General features: G+C 62.1%; 22 protein-coding genes and 1 other RNA gene. 10 read left to right on the top strand and 13 right to left on the bottom strand.

The features are described from left to right. Positions 1–66: 66 nt before the first annotated feature. Complete coding sequence (locus ACK59H_RS17030; protein WP_186476209.1) at positions 67–537, bottom strand: Lrp/AsnC family transcriptional regulator; 471 nt, start codon at positions 535–537, stop codon at positions 67–69. Between the two features lie 127 nt (positions 538–664). Here ACK59H_RS17030 and ACK59H_RS17035 point away from each other — a divergent pair, with 127 nt between their 5' ends. The 4 genes from ACK59H_RS17035 (at position 665) to ACK59H_RS17050 (ending at position 3,605) form a co-directional block, all read left to right on the top strand. Then, positions 665–982: a hypothetical protein gene (locus ACK59H_RS17035; RefSeq protein WP_060477166.1), complete on the top strand. Its 318-nt coding sequence runs from the start codon at positions 665–667 to the stop codon at positions 980–982. Positions 983–1,081: 99 nt separating this feature from the next. Further along, positions 1,082–2,758 (top strand): GspE/PulE family protein, encoded by a 1,677-nt coding sequence (locus tag ACK59H_RS17040; protein ID WP_409264657.1) that lies wholly within the window; start codon positions 1,082–1,084, stop codon positions 2,756–2,758. Between the two features lie 89 nt (positions 2,759–2,847). Beyond that, a complete protein-coding gene (locus tag ACK59H_RS17045) occupies positions 2,848–3,159 on the top strand; it encodes a DUF2388 domain-containing protein (protein ID WP_060477168.1) in 312 nt (103 codons plus the stop codon). A 137-nt stretch (positions 3,160–3,296) separates the two neighbouring features. Further along, positions 3,297–3,605, top strand: coding sequence for a DUF2388 domain-containing protein (locus ACK59H_RS17050; RefSeq protein ID WP_186476205.1), 309 nt, complete (start codon positions 3,297–3,299; stop codon positions 3,603–3,605). Positions 3,606–3,661: 56 nt separating this feature from the next. Here ACK59H_RS17050 and gcvP read toward each other — a convergent pair whose 3' ends face one another. From gcvP to ACK59H_RS17100, 10 genes are all read right to left on the bottom strand, one after another. Beyond that, entirely contained in the window at positions 3,662–6,535 is a 2,874-nt protein-coding gene (gene gcvP / locus ACK59H_RS17055) for an aminomethyl-transferring glycine dehydrogenase (protein WP_409264658.1), read from the bottom strand. 157 nt (positions 6,536–6,692) lie between these two features. Beyond that, the gene (gene gcvH / locus ACK59H_RS17060; protein WP_060477171.1) at positions 6,693–7,076 is read right to left on the bottom strand and encodes a glycine cleavage system protein GcvH; all 384 of its coding nucleotides are present in this window, start codon (positions 7,074–7,076) and stop codon (positions 6,693–6,695) included. Positions 7,077–7,124: 48 nt separating this feature from the next. After that, a complete protein-coding gene (gcvT, locus tag ACK59H_RS17065) occupies positions 7,125–8,207 on the bottom strand; it encodes a glycine cleavage system aminomethyltransferase GcvT (protein ID WP_186476203.1) in 1,083 nt (360 codons plus the stop codon). Between the two features lie 123 nt (positions 8,208–8,330). Continuing rightward, positions 8,331–9,953 carry an ABC transporter permease gene (locus ACK59H_RS17070; RefSeq protein WP_409264659.1) on the bottom strand — a complete coding sequence of 541 codons (1,623 nt, stop codon included), beginning with the start codon at positions 9,951–9,953 and terminating at the stop codon, positions 8,331–8,333. Between the two features lie 113 nt (positions 9,954–10,066). Then, entirely contained in the window at positions 10,067–11,068 is a 1,002-nt protein-coding gene (locus ACK59H_RS17075) for an extracellular solute-binding protein (protein WP_186476201.1), read from the bottom strand. A gap of 117 nt (positions 11,069–11,185) precedes the next feature. After that, positions 11,186–12,403, bottom strand: coding sequence for a 2-octaprenyl-3-methyl-6-methoxy-1,4-benzoquinol hydroxylase (locus ACK59H_RS17080; RefSeq protein WP_409264666.1), 1,218 nt, complete (start codon positions 12,401–12,403; stop codon positions 11,186–11,188). Positions 12,404–12,412: 9 nt separating this feature from the next. Continuing rightward, a complete protein-coding gene (locus tag ACK59H_RS17085; protein ID WP_060477176.1) occupies positions 12,413–12,895 on the bottom strand; it encodes a DUF4442 domain-containing protein in 483 nt (160 codons plus the stop codon). Beyond that, a complete protein-coding gene (gene ubiH / locus ACK59H_RS17090) occupies positions 12,892–14,091 on the bottom strand; it encodes a 2-octaprenyl-6-methoxyphenyl hydroxylase (RefSeq protein ID WP_409264660.1) in 1,200 nt (399 codons plus the stop codon). The genes ACK59H_RS17085 and ubiH overlap by 4 nt, the downstream gene beginning before the upstream one ends. Further along, the gene (pepP, locus tag ACK59H_RS17095) at positions 14,088–15,422 is read right to left on the bottom strand and encodes a Xaa-Pro aminopeptidase (RefSeq protein ID WP_060477178.1); all 1,335 of its coding nucleotides are present in this window, start codon (positions 15,420–15,422) and stop codon (positions 14,088–14,090) included. Before pepP ends, ubiH begins: the two co-directional genes overlap by 4 nt. 22 nt (positions 15,423–15,444) lie before the next feature. Beyond that, positions 15,445–15,999, bottom strand: a complete 555-nt coding sequence (locus tag ACK59H_RS17100) for a YecA family protein (RefSeq protein ID WP_060477179.1) — start codon at positions 15,997–15,999, stop codon at positions 15,445–15,447. Between the two features lie 181 nt (positions 16,000–16,180). Between ACK59H_RS17100 and ACK59H_RS17105 the strand changes: the two genes are divergently transcribed. The 4 genes from ACK59H_RS17105 (at position 16,181) to ACK59H_RS17120 (ending at position 17,542) form a co-directional block, all read left to right on the top strand. Further along, a complete protein-coding gene (locus ACK59H_RS17105) occupies positions 16,181–16,363 on the top strand; it encodes a TIGR02449 family protein (RefSeq protein WP_029886233.1) in 183 nt (60 codons plus the stop codon). After that, positions 16,360–16,680 (top strand): cell division protein ZapA, encoded by a 321-nt coding sequence (locus ACK59H_RS17110; RefSeq protein ID WP_060477180.1) that lies wholly within the window; start codon positions 16,360–16,362, stop codon positions 16,678–16,680. The genes ACK59H_RS17105 and ACK59H_RS17110 overlap by 4 nt, the downstream gene beginning before the upstream one ends. Positions 16,681–16,697: 17 nt before the next feature. Then, positions 16,698–16,877, top strand: a non-coding RNA gene (ssrS, locus tag ACK59H_RS17115) — 6S RNA. 56 nt (positions 16,878–16,933) lie between these two features. Then, positions 16,934–17,542: a 5-formyltetrahydrofolate cyclo-ligase gene (locus tag ACK59H_RS17120; RefSeq protein ID WP_409264662.1), complete on the top strand. Its 609-nt coding sequence runs from the start codon at positions 16,934–16,936 to the stop codon at positions 17,540–17,542. An 18-nt stretch (positions 17,543–17,560) separates the two neighbouring features. Here ACK59H_RS17120 and ACK59H_RS17125 read toward each other — a convergent pair whose 3' ends face one another. After that, positions 17,561–17,710, bottom strand: coding sequence for a hypothetical protein (locus ACK59H_RS17125; RefSeq protein ID WP_186476198.1), 150 nt, complete (start codon positions 17,708–17,710; stop codon positions 17,561–17,563). A 178-nt stretch (positions 17,711–17,888) separates the two neighbouring features. Here ACK59H_RS17125 and ACK59H_RS17130 point away from each other — a divergent pair, with 178 nt between their 5' ends. After that, the gene (locus tag ACK59H_RS17130) at positions 17,889–18,341 is read left to right on the top strand and encodes an EVE domain-containing protein (RefSeq protein ID WP_060477182.1); all 453 of its coding nucleotides are present in this window, start codon (positions 17,889–17,891) and stop codon (positions 18,339–18,341) included. A gap of 93 nt (positions 18,342–18,434) precedes the next feature. Here the strand turns inward: ACK59H_RS17130 and ACK59H_RS17135 are convergent, their stop codons facing one another. After that, a complete protein-coding gene (locus ACK59H_RS17135) occupies positions 18,435–18,839 on the bottom strand; it encodes a flagellar basal body-associated protein FliL (protein ID WP_060477183.1) in 405 nt (134 codons plus the stop codon). A gap of 157 nt (positions 18,840–18,996) precedes the next feature. Between ACK59H_RS17135 and ACK59H_RS17140 the strand changes: the two genes are divergently transcribed. Next, positions 18,997–19,974, top strand: coding sequence for an NADPH:quinone oxidoreductase family protein (locus ACK59H_RS17140; RefSeq protein WP_060477184.1), 978 nt, complete (start codon positions 18,997–18,999; stop codon positions 19,972–19,974). Positions 19,975–20,006: the final 32 nt, after the last annotated feature.

The raw sequence follows: 20,006 nt of genomic DNA on the forward strand, positions 1-20,006 counted from the left end.
TACAGGCGCTACATTCATCAAGTCAGGCACCTGGCAGCCCAATCCCAGGATTTGGCCGCAGCAGCGTTACTTCGCCAGAGGCAAGCTGGTGGTGGACTTGATCTCCGACAGCGCCACAATCGAATTCACTTCCTGAATACCCGGCACGTTCGATAGCTTTTCAAAGAAGAAGCGCTCATAAGCCTCGATATCCGAGGTGACGATGCGTAGCAGAAAGTCCACCGCCCCCATAAGCACATAGCATTCCAGCACCTCCGGAAAGCCGCGGATCGCCTCAGTGAATTCAGTGAAGTTGGAGCGGCCGTGGGCGTTGAGTTTCACTTCGGCGAAGATCTGGGTGTTCAAGCCGACCTTCTTGCGGTCCAGCAGGGTTACCTGGCCTCGGATCACTCCTTCCTCTTTCAACCGCTGAATCCTGCGCCAGCAGGGCGATTGCGACAGCCCCACGCGCTCGGCGATCTGCGCACTGGACAGTGATGAGTCTTCTTGCAGTAGTTCGAGGATGCGCCGGTCGTAGGCATCCAACTCGCTTTGCATGAATAATTCTCCAAATAGCGGCAATCCGATTAGTTCAATCTAAAATATAGGGGAATTAATGAAATAATAGCGAAAAAATACCGGCTTCGACGTGCAAGAATTTCTCCCAGACCCGCGGAGACCCATCATGAACGCACTCGAACGCCCCCTGCCCCGCAGCGATGCCTGGGCTGCCAATGCCAGCCACAGCACCGTGCGCTATTGCCTGCAAGCCGAGGTCGAACCGGATACGCTTTGCCGTGTGCTCAACCTGTTCGCCCTGCAGTTCCTTACTCCCCATAGCGTGCAGGTCAGCCAGCAGGAAGACTGGCTCGACATCGAAATCGGCATCGGCGGACTGAGTTGGCATAGGGCGCAGGTAATTGCGCAAAAACTGCGCAACCTGGTATGCGTGGGCGAGGTAAGCCTGGAAAACCTGGCGTACCTGGAGCTGGCGGTGGTCTGAAGCTAGGCGCGCAAAATCTGGATAATCTTTCCCCAACGCGGCTTGCCAGAGCCCGACTAGCCTTGCCACTCGTCTCCCTTAAGGCAAGGAAGCCCACGGATGTTAACGCCCGACGAGCAAGCCCTCGACCTTCAAAGCCTGCTGGACGCCTTGCAGGCCGACCAGCACCTCAGCGCCAGCGACTCATGCCAGGTTCGTGAACAAGCGGCGCACTACAGTGCGCACCACCCGTTGGAAACCATCGCGGCACTGGGCCTTGAAGACCGCTGCAGGCCCGGCCAGCAGCTGACCCTGGATGCGCTGTGCCAGTGGCTGGCACACAAGGTCGGTCAGCCTTACTTGCACATCGACCCCATGCAGCTGGACCTTACCCAGGTCAATGGCCTGATTTCACCCGCCTTTGCGCAACGTCACGGCATCCTGATCGTGGCCGAAGATGCCAACGCCATCACCGTAGCCAGTGCCCAGCCCTATCAGCAACTGTGGCAGGCCGACCTCGCACGCAGCCTGGGCAAACCAATCCGCCGCGTGCTGGCCAGCCCGCTGCAGATCCGCCAGCTGGGCCAGTCGCTGTTTCGCCTGGCCCACTCGGTCCAAGGTGCGCAGCACCAGCAGACGACCCGGCTGGGCGAACTGGAGCACTTGCTTGAACTGGGCCAGCGCCAGGCGCAGGCCACGGCCGACGATGCGCACATCGTGAATATCGTCGACTGGCTGCTGCAATACGCCATCGAGCAACGCGCCAGCGATATCCACCTGGAGCCACGCCACGAAAAGGGCCACCTGCGCTATCGCATCGACGGGCTGTTGCAGACGGTCTACGCCTTCCCAGCCAGCGTTACCCTGGCCGTGGTCAGCCGCTTGAAACACTTGGGGCGCATGGACGTAGCGGAAAAGCGCCGCCCGCAAGACGGGCGGGTCAAAAGTCGCCTGCCTGGCGGCAGCGAAGTGCAATTGCGCCTCTCCACACTGCCTACGCCCTATGGCGAAAAACTGGTGGTGCGCCTGTTCGACCCGCGCCAGTTGCAGGAAGACTTCGCCCAGCTTGGCCTGGAGGGTGAGACGCTGAGCCAGTGGCGCAGGCTGTTGCAGCGCCGCCAGGGCATTGTGCTAGTGACCGGGCCTACAGGCTCGGGCAAGACCAGTACGCTGTACGCCAGCCTCAAGCTGCTGGCCACACCTGAGGTCAACCTGTGCACCATCGAAGACCCCATCGAGCGGCTGGAGCCTGCCTTCAACCAACTACAGGTGCAGCCCGGGTTGGGGCTGGATTTTGCCGACGGCGTGCGTGCTCTGCTACGCCAGGACCCCGACATCATCATGATCGGCGAGATACGCGACCGCGAAACCGCACAAGTGGCGGTGCAGGCCGCGCTTACCGGGCATCTGGTACTTTCGACCCTGCACACCAATGACACCTGCAGCGCCATTACCCGTCTGCTGGAGCTGGGGGTGGCCGACTACCTGATCCGCGCGACTTTGGCCGGGGTCATGGCACAGCGCCTGGTGCGCATCCTCTGCGATGGCTGCCAAGGGCACGCGTCCGGCGCACCATGCCCGTTGTGTCGCGGCACCGGCTATCGGGGCCGCACAGGCCTGTTCGAACTGCTGATCCCCAGCGACAGCTTGCGGTCGCACATCGGCGCCAGTACCGACCTGGCCGACCTGCAGCGCCAGGCGGTGGCTGAAGGATTACAAGATTTACGCAGTTGCGGGGCGGCGAAAGTGGCCCGTGGAATCACCCGCAGCGAAGAGGTGATGCGGGTCTGTTCCTGAGCGAAAACCTTCGCAATCAAGGAACTTAGGTGTGGTTTTGACGATCAAAGCGGCCATCTTCAGCCCCCTCACCCTTCAGGTGTTTCATCATGCGCATCAAATCCGCGCTGGCAGCCGCTGCCCTGCTTTCGCTGCCTGTTGGCTCCACAATGGCCGACACTTTCTGGCGTAATGTAATGACCTCTGGCGCCACCACGGCGTCCAGCTACATCACCTCGCGCGACCACAAGCTGGTACTGGCGGCACAGGATGACGCCGGCAGTTTCGTCGCCAGTAACGGTGAGATTCGCGGGCCGTTTCTGGAACAAGCGTTGCAGCAAGTACGTGCGCAAAACCCCACGCTTCAAGCATCGGACATGGAACTGGCCAATGCAATTTTGGCCCGCACGGCCAATCCGTGAACGCTCCCGCAGCGTAACTCGGATGCTCTGACACCAAGCAGACCTTTCCTACCAACCTCTCAGGCCGGTGTAGGACTACTACCGAACGTTCGTTCGTTACCATCGAGGCTCCGCCAACCGCTCACTGGAGCCTCGATATGCGTGAACTCTTAGCCGCTCTACTTGTGATTCTCATCGGCCAGCAAACGGCAGAAGCTTCCGGTTCGTCCCGCTCATTGGTATCCACCGGCACCCTGTTTTCTTCCAGCTACCTGACATCGGCCGACCACAAATTGGTGGTCGCGGCACAGGACGACGCCGGCAGCTTCGTAGCCAGCGACGGGGCGATTCGTGGGCCGTACCTAGAGGCTGCGATCCAGCAGATCCGGGCTGAACACCCAGGGCTTGAGGCCTCGGACATGGAACTGGCCCATGCGATCCTCGCCAAACATGCCTTGGCTCAATAGCCGCGCCGCCTACCTTGCGGTGCCAACCGCTAAGTAGCCAACGCCAGCACATGGCACTACCGGTACGCCTGCACTGGCACACAGGCGCAGAACAGGTTCCGGTCACCATAGACATTGTCGACGCGGTTCACAGCAGGCCAGTATTTGTGCAGACGCACGTGGCCGCTGGGGGCAATGGCCTGCTCCAGGGTGTAGGGCCGCGTCCATGGCTCCAGTACGTCGGCCAGGGTATGGGGTGCATGCTTGAGTGGGTTGTCTTCGGCTGGCCAGCTCCCGTCTTGAACCTGAGCGATCTCTGCCCTAATCGCCAGCATCGCCTCGACGAAGCGGTCCAGCTCGGCCTTCGACTCGCTTTCAGTCGGCTCGACCATCAGGGTACCCGGCACCGGAAATGACATGGTCGGGGCATGGAAGCCATAGTCCATCAAGCGCTTGGCAACGTCTTCCTCGGTAATGCCGGTCTGCGCCTTGAGAGGCCGCAGGTCGAGAATGCACTCATGGGCCACCCGCTGGTTACGCCCGCGGTACAACACCGGGAACGCTCCGGCCAACTGGCTCGCCAGGTAGTTGGCTGAAAGGATCGCCACCTCGCTGGCGTCAGCCAGTTGCGGGCCCATCATGGCTATGTACATCCAACTGATCGGCAGAATGCTGGCGCTGCCCCAGGGCGCGGCACTGACCGCACTGTTGTTCGGGTCCAGCCCGGGCACGGGCACTACCGGGTGACTTGCGACGAAGGGTTTCAGATGGGCGCGAATGCCGATTGGGCCCATGCCTGGGCCGCCTCCGCCGTGGGGGATGCAGAACGTCTTGTGTAGATTCATATGCGAAACGTCGGCACCGATGTCCGCAGGCCGGGCCAGGCCAACCTGGGCATTGAGGTTGGCACCGTCCATGTAGACCTGGCCACCGTATTGGTGGACCACCGCGCAGATCTCGCGGATGCCCTCCTCATAAACACCATGGGTCGAAGGATAGGTGACCATCAGGCATGACAGCTTGTCGCCGGCGGCAGCAGCCTTGGCCTTGAGGTCTTCGAGGTCGACGTTGCCAGCATCGTCACACTCGACGATCACCACCTCCATGCCAGCCATCTGCGCCGAGGCCGGGTTGGTTCCGTGGGCAGACGAGGGAATCAGGCACAACGTGCGTTGTGGCTGTTGGCAACTGCGGTGATAGCGTGTGATTGCCATGAGCCCCGCGTATTCACCTTGAGCGCCGGAGTTGGGCTGCATGCAGATGGCGTCGAAACCGGTGATGGCGCACAACCAGCTTTCCAGCTCATCGATCATCGCCTTATAGCCCGCGGCCTGTGCGGCAGGTGCGAAGGGGTGTAGCTGGGCGAAGGCGGGCCAGGTGATCGGTATCATCTCACTGGTGGCATTGAGTTTCATGGTGCAAGAGCCGAGCGGGATCATCGACTGGTTCAGGGCCAGGTCCTTGTTTTCAAGCTGCTTGAGGTAGCGCAGCATCTCGGTTTCGCTGTGATGCAGATTGAACACCGGGTGGCCAAGGAACGGCGTACCGCGCGCCAATGCTGCGGGGATACCTTCAGGCGACGCCAGCTGGTCAAGGGCGTGGATATCAAGACCATGATCGACCCCTAGGAATACATCGAACAAGCGCAACACCGTGGCTTCGCTGCAGGTTTCATCCAGGCTCACGCCCAAATGGCCGCGCCCCAGAATCCGCAGGTTGATGCGAGCAGCCTCGGCGCTTTCGATGATTGCCACCTGGGCGCCGCCAACATCCAAGGTCAGGGTGTCGAAAAAATGCTGATTGATACGCTTTATGCCTTTGGCCTCAAGGCCTGCGGCCAAAAGGAAAGTCAGCCGGTGCACGCGCTGGGCAATACGCTGCAGCCCTTCTGGCCCATGGTAAACCGCATAGAACCCGGCCATGTTGGCCAGCAGTACCTGGGCTGTGCAGATGTTGGAGTTGGCCTTTTCGCGGCGAATGTGCTGCTCGCGCGTTTGCAGGGCCATGCGTAACGCGGTATTGCCACGTGCATCGCGGGACACGCCGATGATGCGCCCTGGCATCGCCCGCTTGTAATCCTCACGGCAAGCGAAGTAGGCGGCGTGCGGGCCGCCGAAGCCCATCGGCACGCCGAAGCGCTGAGTCGAGCCGAGCACCACATCGGCACCCATTTCGCCAGGCGGCGTCAGCACCACAAGGCTGAGCAGGTCCGCCGCCACGCAGGCCAGGGCCTGCTGGGCATGCAACTGGTCGATGAACGGGCGCAGGTCACGTACCTCGCCGTGGGTATCCGGGTACTGCAGCAATGCACCGAACACTTGGTGCTGGGCAAGGTTGTCCACAGCGTCGACGATCAGCTCGAAGCCGAAACCCTCGGCGCGGGTTTTGAGCACTGACAATGTTTGTGGGTGGCAATGCTCGTCGGCGAAGAACGCGTTGGACTTGTTGCGTGCCACACGCTTGGCCAGCGCCATTGCCTCGGCAGCGGCGGTGGCTTCATCGAGCAGCGATGCATTGGCCAGCGCCAAACCGCTGAGGTCGATGACCATTTGCTGGAAGTTGAGCAACGCCTCTAGTCGGCCTTGGGCGATTTCAGGCTGATAGGGCGTGTAGGCGGTGTACCAGCCGGGGTTTTCCAGCACGTTGCGCAGGATGACGGTGGGCGTCACGGTTCCGTGGTAGCCCATGCCGATAAGGCTGGTCCACACCTGGTTCTGTTCGGCGTAAGCGGCAAGCTTGGCCAACGCAGCCTGCTCGTCCAGGGCCGGCGGTAAGTCGAGGGCGCGGTTTAAGCGTATGCCTGGCGGCACGGTCTGCTCGATCAGTTCGCTACGGCTACTGAGGCCAAGGGCATTGAGCATGGCCTGCTGCTCCGAGGCATCGGGCCCCAGATGGCGGCGCAAAAAAGGGTTGAGCTCTTGCAGTTGCTGCAGGGATGGCGACTGAGGCATGTCGACGCTCTCTTCCTAGACCGGGTCTCATGGAGACTTGTAAGTCTAGGAAGGGATCGACGATGCTGCGTGAAAACTTGTTCGCCAGCCTGTGCCTGTTTGCGGCTGAAGCCGCTCATTCAAGAGCGGGTTTACCCGCAAAGCAGGCGAGGCGCTATCACTCGCCGATGGCAGCTTTGTAGCCCGCGGCATCCAGCAGCTTGTCCAGCTCGGCCGGGTTGCTTGGCTTGAGCTTGAAGATCCACGACTCATAAGGCTCGTCGTTGAGCAGCTCTGGGCTGTCGGCCAGTTCTTCGTTGACCGCGATCACCTCACCGGAAACCGGGGCGTAGATGTCGGATGCTGCCTTGACCGATTCGACCACGCCGGCAGCATCGCCAGCGCTGAAGGTTTTGCCCACTTCGGCCAGCTCGACGAACACCACATCACCCAGTGCTTGCTGGGCGTGGTCGCTGATGCCGACGGTGACACTGCCATCGGCTTCCAGGCGCGCCCACTCGTGGCTTTCGGCGAAACGCAGATCGGCGGGGATATTGCTCATGTGTTGACTTCCTCGTTTGGCTCAGCGGTTCGGCCCGCCGTTGAATGTTCAGATCAGAATCTTGCCATGGCGCACGAAGGTCGGCTTGACCACTCGCACCGGGTACCACTTGCCGCGAATTTCGACCTCGGCACGGTCGGCAGTAGCCATGGGGACACGCGCCAGGGCTATGGACTTGCTCAGCGTAGGCGAGAAACTACCACTGGTGATCTCCCCTTCGCCAATACCGGCAACACGAACCACTTGGTGAGCACGCAACACCCCGCGCTCTTCGAGCACCAGGCCGACCAGTTTCTCCTGCACGCCATGCTCGATTTCCGCCAAAAGGCCAGTGCGGCCGATGAAGTTGCGCTCGGCAGGCTCCCAGGCAATGCTCCAACCGAGGTTGGAGGTCAGCGGGGTGTGCTGCTCATCGATGTCCTGGCCATACAGATTCATCCCGGCTTCCAAGCGCAGGGTATCGCGCGCGCCGAGGCCGCTGGGGGCGATACCCGCGCCGACCAGATCGTTGAAAAATCCTACAGCTTCATCACCTGGCAGAATGATCTCCAGGCCGTCTTCACCGGTGTAGCCGGTGCGAGCGATGAACCAGTCGCCTTCGGCAACTCCTTCGAATGGCCGCAGTTCACGAATCAACGCAGCGCGCGCAGGGCTTAGCAGCCCAGCGACCTTTTCTCGAGCATGGGGGCCTTGAATGGCGAGGATGGCCAAGTCCGGGCGTACCTTGAACGTTGCGTTGAAGCCGACAGCCTGCTCGTTCAGCCAATCGAGAACCCTGGTCCGCGTGATGGCGTTGGTGATCAAGCGGTAGCCGGTATGTGTGCGATACACGATCAGATCATCGATCACCCCGCCTTGCTCGTTTAGCAGCGGGCTGTAAAGCGCCTTGCCGATGCTGCTCAGCCGCGCAACGTCGTTGGCCAACAGGCGTTGCAACGTGGCCGTGGCCTGCTCGCCAGTCATGTCGATGACCGTCATGTGGGAAACGTCGAACACCCCACAATCGCTACGCACCTGATTGTGTTCCTCGACTTGCGAGCCGTAGTGCAGGGGCATGTCCCAGCCACCGAAATCGACCGTCTTGGCGCCCAGCGCCAGGTGCAAGTCGTATAAAAGCGTGCGCTGTCCCATGGGTTTCTCCTTCCGGGCGTGGCGAAGCGGCGGCGGTCGAAGACGTTTAATCGTCAGCTCTTCTTGTAGGACCCGCCGCGCGAATGCCGCGCATTGTAGCCGCATGGGCGCAGGCTGGCATCCTCAGTGACTGTGACCGGGGCGACGAGCGGAACGGCGAATCAGCCCGATGACTGGCAACAGCCCTACCAGCACCAGGGTGAGCGCCGGCAACGAGGCGCGGGCCCACTCGCCCTCGCTGGTCATCTCGAAGACCCTTACCGCCAGGGTATCCCAGCCGAATGGGCGCATCAGCAAGGTGGCAGGCATTTCCTTGAGCACATCGACGAACACCAGCAACGCGGCGCTGAGGGCGCCAGGCACTAGCAGCGGTAGATACACCTTGAAAAACAAACCCATGCCACCCACACCCAGGCTGCGTGAAGCCTCTGGCAGCGATGGGCGAATACGCGCCAGGCTGCTCTCAAGCGGCCCATAAGCCACCGCGATGAAGCGCACCAGGTACGCCAGCAGCAACGCCGCCAGGCTACCCAACAGCAATGGCTTGCCTGCACCGCCCAACCACGCCGTCAGCGGTATCACCACGTGGTTGTCCAGGTAGCTGAAGGCCAGCATGATCGACACCGCCAGCACCGAGCCTGGCAAGGCGTAGCCGAGATTGGCCAGGCCGACGCCCGCGCGCACCCCCGCCGTAGGCGCCAGACGCCGAGCGAACGCCAGCATCAGGGCCACGCCAACGGTGATCAGGGCGGCCATGCTGCCCAGGTACAAGGTATGCAGCACCAGGCCCACATAACGTTCGTCCAGATCATGCCGACCGCGCTGCCAAAACCACGCCAGCAACTGCAGCAGCGGGATGACGAATGCGCAGGCGAACACCAGCAAGCACCAAGCGCTGGCCAGCAGCGCCTTCAACCCGCGCAAGTGGTAAAGCGCCTGCCCGCGCGGGCGCTCATGACCATGGCGGGTTGCCCCACGGGCCCGGCGCTCGCCGTACAGCACCAGCATCACCGCCAACAGCAGCAGGCTGGCCAACTGCGCCGCGCTGGACAGGCTGAAGAAGCCATACCAGGTCTTGTAGATGGCGGTGGTGAAGGTATCGAAGTTGAACACCGCCACTGCGCCAAAATCGGCCAAGGTTTCCATCAACGCTAGGGCAATACCAGCACCGATCGCTGGCCGCGCCATCGGCAGGGCAACCCGCCAGAAGGCTTGCAAGGGTGTCAGGCCAAGCACCCGCGCTGCTTCCATCAGGCCTTTGCCCTGGGCCAGGAACGCGGTGCGCGCCAGCAGGTAGACGTAGGGGTAGAACACCAGCACGAGCACGATGATTACCCCGCCCGTAGAGCGTACCCTGGGCAGGCGCATAGGCCCGAACGCCTCGCGCAGCGCGCTCTGCACAGGGCCTGCGAAGTCGAGCAGGCCGACGAAAACGAAGGCCAGCACGTAGGCCGGTATGGCGAAAGGCAGCATCAGCGCCCAGTCGAGCCAACGCCTGCCGGGAAACTCACACAGGCTGGTGAGCCAGGCCAAGCTGACACCGAGCAGGGTAACGCCGAAGCCGACGCCAAGCACTAGTGTCGCAGTATTGCCCAGCAGGCGGGCCATCTGGGTATCGAGCAGGTGCGACCAGATCTGCAGGTCGACCGACTGCCAGGACAGCAGCAGCACACTCAGGGGCAGAAGGACCAAAGCGGCGGTCAGGATGACCGGAAGGTACCAGCGACGTTGGAGGGTGTGGGGCAAGGCGATGGTCTCGGTTGCAATCGTTCGCGGGTAGCCCCACAGCGTACACCGCTACTCTTGGGGTTTACCCGCGAAAAGGCCCTGACAGGCCACGGAGTGGTCAAGCCTGGGGCTTAATTCCAGCCGGCACGATCCATCAGGCGAATGGCCTCGGCCTGACGCTTGCCGGCCACTTCCACCGCAATGCTGTCGGCCTTGAAGCTACCCCAGGCCGCTACTTCGTCCGAAGGCTTGACCTTGGGGTTTGCCGGAAACTCCTGGTTGATGTCGGCGAACAGCTTCTGCGCCTGCTCGCCGGTCATCCACTCGACCAGTTCGATGGCGGCTTGCCGGTGAGGTGCATGCTTGGTCAGGCCGATACCGGACAGGTTGACATGCACGCCCCGGTCAGCCTGGTTGGGCCAGAACAGCTTCACCGGCAGTTGTGGGTTCTGGGCGTGCAGGCGGCCGTAGTAATAGGTGTTCACCACCCCTACATCGCACTGGCCAGCGGCGATTGCCTGGATTACCGCGTTGTCGTCGGAGAACACATCGGTGGACAAGTTGTTGACCCAACCTTTGACGATTTGCTCGGTCTTGGCCTCGCCATGGTTTTCGATCAGGGTAGCGGTCAGTGACTGGTTGTAGACTTTCTTGGCCGAGCGCAGGCATAGGCGGCCTTCCCACTGCTTGTCGGCCAGGGCTTCATAGGTGCTCAGCTCGGCCGGCTTGACCCGCTCGGTGGAGTAGACGATGGTCCGTGCCCGCAAGCTCAGGCCGGTCCAGTCATGGGACGAGGCACGGTACTGGGGCGGGATGTTCTGGTCGATGGTGGCCGACTTGATCGGCTGCAGAATGCCCATCTGTTCGGCCTGCCAAAGGTTGCCGGCATCGACGGTCAGCAGCAGGTCGGCCACCCCGTTCTCGCCCTCGGCCTTGATGCGCTGCATTAGCGGGGCTTCCTTGTCGGTGATGAACTTGACCTTGACCCCGGTCTTGGCGGTGTAGGCGTCGAACACCGGCTTGATCAGCTCGTCGATACGCGAGGAGTACACCACCACTTCATCAGCCGCCTGGGCGGTGCCGCCGAGCAGGGACAGGGCCAGAGCGGCCAATAGGGGCTTGCGTGGCAACATGGAAAGCACTCCTGGGATCGTATGAGAGGCGCAAATGGTAGTGAATCCCATTATCCAGCTCATCTACCGAGCAGTTACCGGATGTTGCAGGCAGCCAGGACGCGGCTCCCGGCGGTCTCAAGCCTTGGCCAGCTCCGGCAGATCCCCGCTCAACCCCAAGGCCTGGCGCACGAACACTGCTTTTGCATCTGGCAGCTGCTCCACAAGCTTCAAACCGGTGTTTCGCAGCCAGCGCAGCGGCAACCGGTCGTCTTGGAACAGCCGTTCAAAGCCTTCCATCGCCGCCATCAGCGCCAGGTTATGCGGCATGCGTCGGCGCTCGTAACGACTGAGCACTTTCACATCGGCCAGGCGCTCGCCTCGCGCGCTTGCATTGCCCAACACTTCGGCCAGCACTGCGGCATCCAAAAAGCCAAGATTGACCCCCTGCCCGGCCAACGGGTGAATGGTGTGTGCCGCATCGCCAATCAGCGCCAGCCCTTCATCGACGTAGCGCATGGCGTGGCGCTGGCGCAACGGCACGCAGAGGCGCGGGTCCGCTTCCAGCACACGCCCCAAACGCCCCTCGAAGGCGCGCTCCAGTGCCTCGAGGAAGGCCTGATCCCCCAGGGCCATGATCCGTTCGGCCTGCTCCGGCGTCGTGGACCAGACGATCGAGCACCAGTCCTGCTTGCCGTCTCGGGACAACGGCAGGAACGCCAGGGGCCCATCATCGGTGAACCGCTGCCAGGCCGTGGCCTGGTGGGCGCTGCTGCAGCGCACGCTGGTAACGATTGCGTGGTGCAGGTAATCCCATTCACGGGTCTGGCAGCCGGCCAGCTTGCGCACCGCCGAATGGGCGCCGTCGGCAGCCACCACCAGCGGCGTGCGTAGTTTGCGGCCGTCGGCCAACGTCAGCAGCCACTGGTCACCCGAACGGCGCAGCTGTTCCAGGCGGGCGTTGGGCAGCAGGCCGATGTCGCTGTCGTGCAGGCGCTCCAGCAGCCCGTCCTGCACTACCCGGTTTTCCACGATATGGCCGAGCACCTGGGCATGTACGCTGGCGGCCGAGAAATGGATCTGCCCGGTGCCGCTGCCGTCCCACACCTGCATATCGGAATACGCTGACACACGTCGACTGGCGATGCCGTCCCAAGCCCCCAAGCGTTCGAGGATCCGCTGGCTGGCCGCCGACAGGGCACTGACCCGCGGTTCGAACGGGGCAGCCTGATCGAACGGTTTGACCGAAAGCGGGCCGCCATCGAGCAGGATAATTTCCAGGCCGCTGTGGCGAAGCGCCAAGGCCAGGGCACTGCCGACCATGCCGGCACCGACGATCAACACATCTGCGCGCATTTCCATGCCTTACGCCTGCCTCGCTTGCGGCTTGAGCCGCACGTATAGGATTTTATCGACCCGTGCCACCAGCTCACCGGCTTCGTCACGGACATCGACCTGCACACGCGGCAGGTACTTCTTGCCGCTGGCGGTCTGCTGGCGAATTTCGCTCAGCAGCGCGTCATCGACATGGAATTGGGCATACACCGTGCCCTTGCCCGGCGCGATGAAATCGATACTGGCGGCCTTGTCCCAGACGATGTACTCACGGCCCAGCTGCTCGATCAGCAACAGCATGTAGAACGGGTCGACCATCGAATACAGGCTACCGCCGAACTGAGTGCCGACGTAGTTTCGGTTCCAGCGAGTCAGTTTCATGCGTACCTTGACGCTGCGCATGTCTGGGCTGATGTGCTGGATGTGGATACCGGCACCCAGATAGGGCGGGTAAAGGTTCAGCAGCCAGCGCAGCATGCGAGCCCGGCGTGCCAGCCGGCGCGGGTTGCTCATGCGCGGCCCCGCTGGTCAGAGCGCGTACCAAGGCCCATGGCCTGGCGGGCGAACCAGCTTTTGGCCGGCGGCAGCAGGTCAAGGCCGAGCAGGCCGATATTGCGCCCGGCCGCCACCACGGGCTGGTTGCTGCCAAACAGGCGGGTGACCTGATCGGAGAAGCCGATGGTCAGGGCCTGATCGAAGCGCTGGCGCTGTTGATAGCCCTGCAAGCTCGCCAGATCGCCCGGATGCGAGGGGCCGGCCAACAAGGCCTCAGCCAGCGACTGCACGTCTCGCAGCGACAGGTTGAAGCCCTGACCGGCAATCGGGTGCAGGCTATGCGCCGCGTTGCCCAATACCACCAGGTGCGGGCGCACCTGCTCCTGGGCCTCGATCAACGCCAACGGGTAGAGGTGCCGGGCACCGACCTGGCGCAAAGCGCCCAGGCGGTAGCCAAAAGCGTCTTGCAGCTCGCGCAGGAAGCTGCGCTCGTCGATATCGGCCAGGCGCCGGGCATCCATCCCTTGCCGCGTCCACACCAGCGCGCAACGGTTGTCAGGCAGCGGCAGCAGCGCCATCGGGCCCTGCTCGGTGAAACGCTCGAAGGCTTGCCCGCCATGGGCCTGGCCTGGGGTGATGTTGGCGATCAGCGCACTCTGCTCATACGGCGTACGACGCACATGAATACCCAGTTGCTCACGCAGGCCCGAGCGCCCGCCATCGGCCAGCACCGCAAGGTCGCATTCCAGGCTGGTGTCATCGTCGAGCAACAGCCGGTAGCCGCCCTCGATGGCCTGCATCGCTTTCACCTCAGCCGGGCAACGCCAGCTCACCACCTCGCGGTCCAAGCCTTGCCACAGGCATTGGCCGAGCCAGGCGTTCTCCACCACATAACCCAAGGCAGGCACGCCCTCTTCGTTGGCATCCAGGCGGGTAGCGCCAAAGCGGCCACGGTCGGAAACCTGGATCTGACGAATAGGTTCGGCCCGCGGGCTGATGGTTTGCCACAGGCCAAGGTGCTGATAGATCTGCCGGGTGCCGAACGACAGCGCCGACGAACGTGCATCGTAGCTTGGCTGAAAGCTGTCGCCGGGAGCGAACGGCTCGATCAGCAGAATCTTCCAGCCGCGGGCTTTGGCGCCGGCCTGCAGAGCCAGGGCCAGGCTCGCCCCAACCAGCCCGCCGCCAATGATCGCCAGGTTGACTCGGTTCATGCTGCAGCCTTACGCGCGGCCTGCATCAGCGCCTCGATTTCGGCTACCGTGCGGGGCACACCCGAGGTGAGAATTTCACAGCCTTGCTTGGTCACTACCACGTCATCTTCGATCCTGATGCCGATGCCGCGCCATTTCTTCGCGACTGCTTGGTTATCGGCACCAATGTAGATGCCTGGCTCGACCGTCAGCGCCATGCCGGGCTCCAGCACCCGCCACTGGCCACCTACCTTGTACTCCCCCACATCATGCACATCCATGCCCAGCCAATGCCCGGCACGGTGCATGTAGAAGGCCCGGTATGCCTCGCTGTCGATCAGCGCCTGCACCTGGCCCTTGAGCAAGCCCAGCGCCACCAGGCCTTCGGTGATGACCCTTACCGTCGCCTCGTGGGCGTGGTTCCAGTGCTTGCCTGGGGCGATCTCGGCAAACGCGGCAGCCTGTGCCTTGAGCACCAATTCATAGATGGCTTTCTGCTCGGGCGAAAACTGCCCACTGACCGGGAAGGTACGGGTGATGTCGCTGGCGTAGCAGTCGATCTCGCAGCCAGCATCGATCAGCACCAGGTCGCCATCCTTGAGCGGAGCATCGTTTTGCTGATAGTGCAGGATACAGCCATTGCGCCCAGCGGCGACGATCGAGCCATAGGCAGGCATTTTCGCGCCGCCCTTGCGGAACTCATAGTCAAGCTCCGCTTCGAGGCTGAATTCGTGCAACCCGGCCCGGCAAGCTTGCATGGCCCGCACATGGGCACGTGCGGAGATTTCTGCCGCGGCACGCATCACCTTCACTTCCGCTGCCGATTTATACAGGCGCATATCGTGCAGCAGATGATCCAGCGCAACGAACTCGTTCGGCGGCTGCGCGCCGAGGCGTGCCTTGGAGCGGATCACATTGATCCACTCCATCAGCCGGCGGTCGAACTCAGGGTTGCTGCCCATGGCGCTGTAGACCCGCTCACGGCCTTCGATCAGGCCGGGCAGAATCTCGTCTATGTCGGTGATCGGGAAGGCATCGTCCGCGCCAAAGTCACGGATCGCGCCTTCCTGGCCGGCACGCAGGCCATCCCACAGCTCGCGCTCGGGGTTGCGCTCGCGGCAGAACAGCACATATTCGCCATGCTCACGCCCAGGGATCAATGCGATCACTGCCTCCGGCTCGGGAAAGCCACTGAGGTACTGAAAATCGCTGTCCTGGCGATACACATGCTCGACATCGCGGTTACGAATGGCCAGCGCAGCAGCCGGTAGAATGGCAATGCTGTTGGGGACCATCTGCGCCATCAGCGCCTTGCGCCGACGGGCATATTCGGCCTTGGGTATGCGGCTCATGGGCACAACTACCCCCAGTTGATCAGTGCAGCGAAGGTTTTGGCGCTGGCGCGGCGGGCGCGGCCAGTTCCGAATACAGCAAAAGCGGCGCTACGCGCAGGTATTCCATGACTTCCATGTAGTCGCTTTCGCCGTCTTCGGACTCTTCCAAGGCTTCCTGAACCTGGGAAATGGCCACCAGGTCCTGCAGTACTTCCTTGGCTTCGGTAGACAGGTCCTTGCCACCGGCGTTCAGGCCAAAGCCTGTGATGAAACCCTGGCACCACTGGCCCAAGGCCTCGGCGCGGTCAGCCAGCGCGGCATCGTCGCCAGGCAGCAACAGAACGATCGCCATGTCATCGCTGGTCAGTTCACCTTTGACCATCTCCTGCAGGCCGATCAGGGCATTGCGCACGCTATCACCAGGTTCGGTTTCCAGCAGTTGGGCCGCATCGGCCAGCCAGGCCTCGGCATCGAACCCGGCACCGGCGCAGCTGCGCCCGATCAGCAGGCCGTGCAGCTCGGCAGGGGTTACAGGGTGACCATTGCTCGAAAGCAGCATGGCGAAGGCAACGTAGGGCGATTGAGTATTAGGCATGGTCGGCTAGGCGCCAGACGGCGCATTTGACTAGAATGAAGGCCTTGTATCCTAGCATCGGCAGGCGCGCCAAGACTATCGGCACTGGCCGCCGCTGCGCAGGGACAGGCATCATCGACGGGTGATTCACCACGGAGCGAAGCGAGTGCAACCCACGCAAGAGAACGACCTGCAAGCGCTGATGAGCCGGTTCGAGTTGCTGATTGAACGCGTCGAGCAACTAAAACGGCAAAATGCACTCTTAGTAGCTCAGGAAAAATCCTGGCGCGAGGAGCGCGCCCACCTCATCGAAAAAAACGAGATCGCCAAGCGCAAGGTCGAGTCGATGATTTTACGCCTGAAGGCCCTGGAGCAAGACTCATGAGTTCAAGCAATAGCGTCACCGTGCAGATCCTCGACAAGGAGTACTCGATCATCTGCCCGCCGGAAGAGCGCAACAACCTGGTCAGCGCAGCCCGCTACCTGGATGGCAAGATGCGCGAGATCCGTAGCAGCGGCAAGGTGATCGGCGCCGACCGTATTGCGGTCATGGCCGCGTTGAACATCACCCACGAGATGCTGCATCGCCAGGACGACCGGACTGCTGCACCGGTCGCGGGCACCAGCCGTGAACAGGTGCGCGACCTGCTGGAGCGGGTCGATCAGGCTTTGTCCGACGATGCGGGTACCAAAAACGGCTGAGATTGGTATACTGGCGCCACTCCCTGGGGGATGCGCCAGTCGGTTATGTCCCTGAGCCGATACGCACAACCACGGGGGTTGCACGCTGGGGCCGGTGTGCATGTCCGCCCGACGGAAAGCCTTAACGCCCCCTGCAATCTCCACCTTGAACTTTCGGGTTCAAGGGCTACACCGATAGCGGTCTTATCGGGGAGCCTGATTCTTCTTGCCCAGTGTTCAGCTGGGCAATTCGACAACTGGGATAGCCAGTGCCATGACTGAAACTGCGCCGCTCACCCGCCCCCAGCTTCGTCGCCTGCTTCGCACCGCCCGCCGCGCCCTCACCCCCGCTCAACAGCTTAAGGCCTCACGCGGCCTGTATCGCCAGCTGGCGCAGCATCCGTTGTTCCGACGCGCCCGGCATATCGCCCTGTACCTGCCCAACGACGGTGAGATCGACCCGCGCCTGCTGTTGCGCGAGGCCCAGCGCCGAGGCAAGCGCACCTACCTGCCGGTGCTGCATGCCTGGCCGCGTACGCGCATGGTGTTTCAGCGCTTCGACCAGGGCGAGAAACTCAAGCGCAACCGCTTCCGCATACCCGAGCCCTTGGCTGATCGCCGGCGCCAGCGGCCGATATGGGCGCTGGACCTGATCCTCTTGCCGTTGGTCGGCTTCGATGAAGTGGGCGGCCGGCTGGGCATGGGCGGAGGGTTTTACGACCGCAGCCTGGCTTACCAGGCACGTCGCAAGAGCTGGAAAAAACCGCTGCTGCTGGGGCTGGCCCATGAGTGCCAGAAGGTCGAGCGACTTGCGCAGGCCAGTTGGGATGTACCGATGCAAGGCACGGTCAGCGACCGCAACTGGTACCTGGCGCCACACTGAGTGGCGCAGTACTGGAATTCAGCGACTTTGCGGGGCTGCGTCCACAGGTGCCTGGTAGGCGGTATCCAGCTTGCGTTCCCAGATCCCTTGGGCATAGCCAGTGGTGACGACGCCAAGACCGAAGATGAAGACCAGGATCCAGAGTAGATCCGGTTTGCGTTGATTCATCGAAGAATGCCCCCCTAGGCATACGTTCAGGCTCGGCGACCTTCTTGGTGCCGCCGGAGCGTCTAGCGTTAAAATCGGCGCATTCTCCGACAACCTGAGTCATCACGCAAACGTTGACGCCAGCCGGCCGTCGGTTTCATGCAACAGGTTATTTCAAACCTTTTCAGGAGCAGTATCCATGGCCTATTGGCTAATGAAGTCCGAACCCGATGAGCTTTCCATAGAGGCTCTGGGACGCCTTGGTGAGGCTCGCTGGGATGGCGTTCGCAATTACCAGGCGCGCAATTTCATACGGGCCATGAGCGTAGGCGATGAGTTCTTCTTTTACCACTCCAGTTGCCCGCAGCCGGGCATTGCCGGCATTGCCCGGATTACCGCAGCCGCCTACCCAGACCCGACGGCGCTCGACCCAGAAAGCCATTACTACGACGCCAAGGCCAACCAAGAAAAGAATCCATGGAGCGCGGTGGACGTAGCGCATGTGAAGACATTCGGTAAGGTGCTGGGGCTGGGCTTGCTGAAACAGCAGGATGCGCTGGCGGAGCTACCGCTGGTTCAAAAAGGCACACGGTTGTCGGTGATGCCAGTGACCGAAGCGCAATGGGCGGCCATCATTAAACTGGCCAGTTGAGTTCGACTCAAAAGCCTTAGGGGGCTTTGCGAGCGAGCTCGGCGCGGGGGGCGCGCCGGGCTTACAGCCTCTAGATTGCTAGCGCCAAAATCATTACTGCACAATCAAGTTATTGAACAGCAGGTCTTCGACGATTGGCTTTCCCTCTTCGGCCTCCATCACCTGCTGCACTTGCTTCAACGCCTCTTGGCGCAGCTTTTCCTTGGCATCGACGTTGCTCATGCTTTCCACGGTTTGCTGAGTGAACAGTGCCACCAGTTGGTTACGGATCAGCGGTTCATGATGTTTGACCGCAGCTGCCGCTGTATCACCCGTCACGCGCAGGGCTACATCGGCCTTGTACACGCGAAGCTTAGGGCCACCATCGAGGGCGTAGTTGCCGACGAAGGGCGGGGTGAGGGTTATGTAGGCAACCTTCGGCTCCCCTTCCTTGGCTTCCTCGGCCATGGCCGCTGCTGGCAGCATCAGCGCCAGTACCATCAAGATCCACGCTTTCACGAATTCGCTCCTAGAAACAGTTGGCGCCAGCTTACCCAGCATGCTTGGCAAACCCAAGCCCGGGCTTATGCCGACCCATCAGGGCCGAGCATGCTCGTTGACCCGGCAAGCTGCCCTCCTACACTTATCGGCCACTACACGCAAAGGAATAGTCCCGATGAAAGCGGTGTTGTGCAAAACCCTCGGCCCGGCTCGCGACCTGGTACTGGAAGACGCAACCAGCCCGGTACCGAAGAAGAATGAGATCCTGCTCGATGTACACGCTGCCGGGGTCAATTTCCCCGACACGCTGATCATCGAAGGGAAATACCAGTTCCAACCGCCCTTGCCATTCTCACCTGGCGGTGAGGCCGCAGGCGTGATTTCGGCAGTGGGCGAAAAAGCCGGCAGCTTCAAAGTGGGCGACCGGGTAATGGCTCTGACCGGCTGGGGGGCATTCGCCGAACAGGTGGCGGTCCCGTTCTATAACGTCATGCCGATCCCCGAGCACATGGATTTCGCCACCGCTGCGGCCTTTGGCATGACCTACGGCACCTCGATGCACGCGCTCAAGCAGCGTGGCCAGTTGCAGCCTGGGGAAACCCTGTTGGTGTTGGGCGCCTCTGGTGGTGTCGGCCTGGCAGCGGTGGAAATTGGCAAGGCCATGGGCGCGAGGGTGATCGCAGCGGCCAGCAGCGCCGAGAAGCTTGCCATTGCCAAAGCTGCCGGAGCTGACGAATTGATCGACTATAGCCAGGCGAGCCTGAAGGACGAGATCAAGCGTCTGACAGGCGGCCAGGGCGCCGACGTGATTTACGACCCGGTCGGTGGCGAACTGTTCGACCAAGCCGTGCGCGGCCTTGCATGGCAGGGACGGTTATTGGTGGTCGGGTTTGCCAGCGGGACGATCCCGCAAATGGCGGCAAACCTGGTGCTGCTCAAAGGGGCAGCAGTGCTTGGGGTGTTCTGGGGTGCGTTTGCCCAGCGCCAGCCGGAGGACAATGCAGCAAATTTCCGACAGCTGTTCGCTTGGCATGCCGAGGGCAAGTTGAAGCCCCTGGTGTCGAAAACCTATCCACTGGCTGAGGCCGGGGCGGCGATCGAAGCATTGGCGCAGCGCAAGGCCGTCGGTAAGTTGGTGGTGCTGGCCAAGTAATGCAGGCCCGGCCTCTTCGCGGGTGAACCCGG

The organism is Pseudomonas sp. KCJK9000, from assembly GCF_046230725.1.
Lineage (GTDB): Bacteria > Pseudomonadota > Gammaproteobacteria > Pseudomonadales > Pseudomonadaceae > Aquipseudomonas > Aquipseudomonas promysalinigenes.

Bases quoted from the DNA above. Each gene is read 5' to 3' on its own strand.
- ACK59H_RS17030 (WP_186476209.1), bottom strand. From the start codon at position 537: ATGCAAAGCGAGTTGGATGCCTACGACCGGCGCATCCTCGAACTACTG.
- ACK59H_RS17035 (WP_060477166.1), top strand. From the start codon at position 665: ATGAACGCACTCGAACGCCCCCTGCCCCGCAGCGATGCCTGGGCTGCC.
- ACK59H_RS17040 (WP_409264657.1), top strand. From the start codon at position 1,082: ATGTTAACGCCCGACGAGCAAGCCCTCGACCTTCAAAGCCTGCTGGAC.
- ACK59H_RS17045 (WP_060477168.1), top strand. From the start codon at position 2,848: ATGCGCATCAAATCCGCGCTGGCAGCCGCTGCCCTGCTTTCGCTGCCT.
- ACK59H_RS17050 (WP_186476205.1), top strand. From the start codon at position 3,297: ATGCGTGAACTCTTAGCCGCTCTACTTGTGATTCTCATCGGCCAGCAA.
- gcvP (WP_409264658.1), bottom strand. From the start codon at position 6,535: ATGCCTCAGTCGCCATCCCTGCAGCAACTGCAAGAGCTCAACCCTTTT.
- gcvH (WP_060477171.1), bottom strand. From the start codon at position 7,076: ATGAGCAATATCCCCGCCGATCTGCGTTTCGCCGAAAGCCACGAGTGG.
- gcvT (WP_186476203.1), bottom strand. From the start codon at position 8,207: ATGGGACAGCGCACGCTTTTATACGACTTGCACCTGGCGCTGGGCGCC.
- ACK59H_RS17075 (WP_186476201.1), bottom strand. From the start codon at position 11,068: ATGTTGCCACGCAAGCCCCTATTGGCCGCTCTGGCCCTGTCCCTGCTC.
- ACK59H_RS17080 (WP_409264666.1), bottom strand. From the start codon at position 12,403: ATGCGCGCAGATGTGTTGATCGTCGGTGCCGGCATGGTCGGCAGTGCC.
- ACK59H_RS17085 (WP_060477176.1), bottom strand. From the start codon at position 12,895: ATGAGCAACCCGCGCCGGCTGGCACGCCGGGCTCGCATGCTGCGCTGG.
- ubiH (WP_409264660.1), bottom strand. From the start codon at position 14,091: ATGAACCGAGTCAACCTGGCGATCATTGGCGGCGGGCTGGTTGGGGCG.
- pepP (WP_060477178.1), bottom strand. From the start codon at position 15,422: ATGAGCCGCATACCCAAGGCCGAATATGCCCGTCGGCGCAAGGCGCTG.
- ACK59H_RS17100 (WP_060477179.1), bottom strand. From the start codon at position 15,999: ATGCCTAATACTCAATCGCCCTACGTTGCCTTCGCCATGCTGCTTTCG.
- ACK59H_RS17105 (WP_029886233.1), top strand. From the start codon at position 16,181: ATGAGCCGGTTCGAGTTGCTGATTGAACGCGTCGAGCAACTAAAACGG.
- ACK59H_RS17110 (WP_060477180.1), top strand. From the start codon at position 16,360: ATGAGTTCAAGCAATAGCGTCACCGTGCAGATCCTCGACAAGGAGTAC.
- ACK59H_RS17120 (WP_409264662.1), top strand. From the start codon at position 16,934: ATGACTGAAACTGCGCCGCTCACCCGCCCCCAGCTTCGTCGCCTGCTT.
- ACK59H_RS17125 (WP_186476198.1), bottom strand. From the start codon at position 17,710: ATGAATCAACGCAAACCGGATCTACTCTGGATCCTGGTCTTCATCTTC.
- ACK59H_RS17130 (WP_060477182.1), top strand. From the start codon at position 17,889: ATGGCCTATTGGCTAATGAAGTCCGAACCCGATGAGCTTTCCATAGAG.
- ACK59H_RS17140 (WP_060477184.1), top strand. From the start codon at position 18,997: ATGAAAGCGGTGTTGTGCAAAACCCTCGGCCCGGCTCGCGACCTGGTA.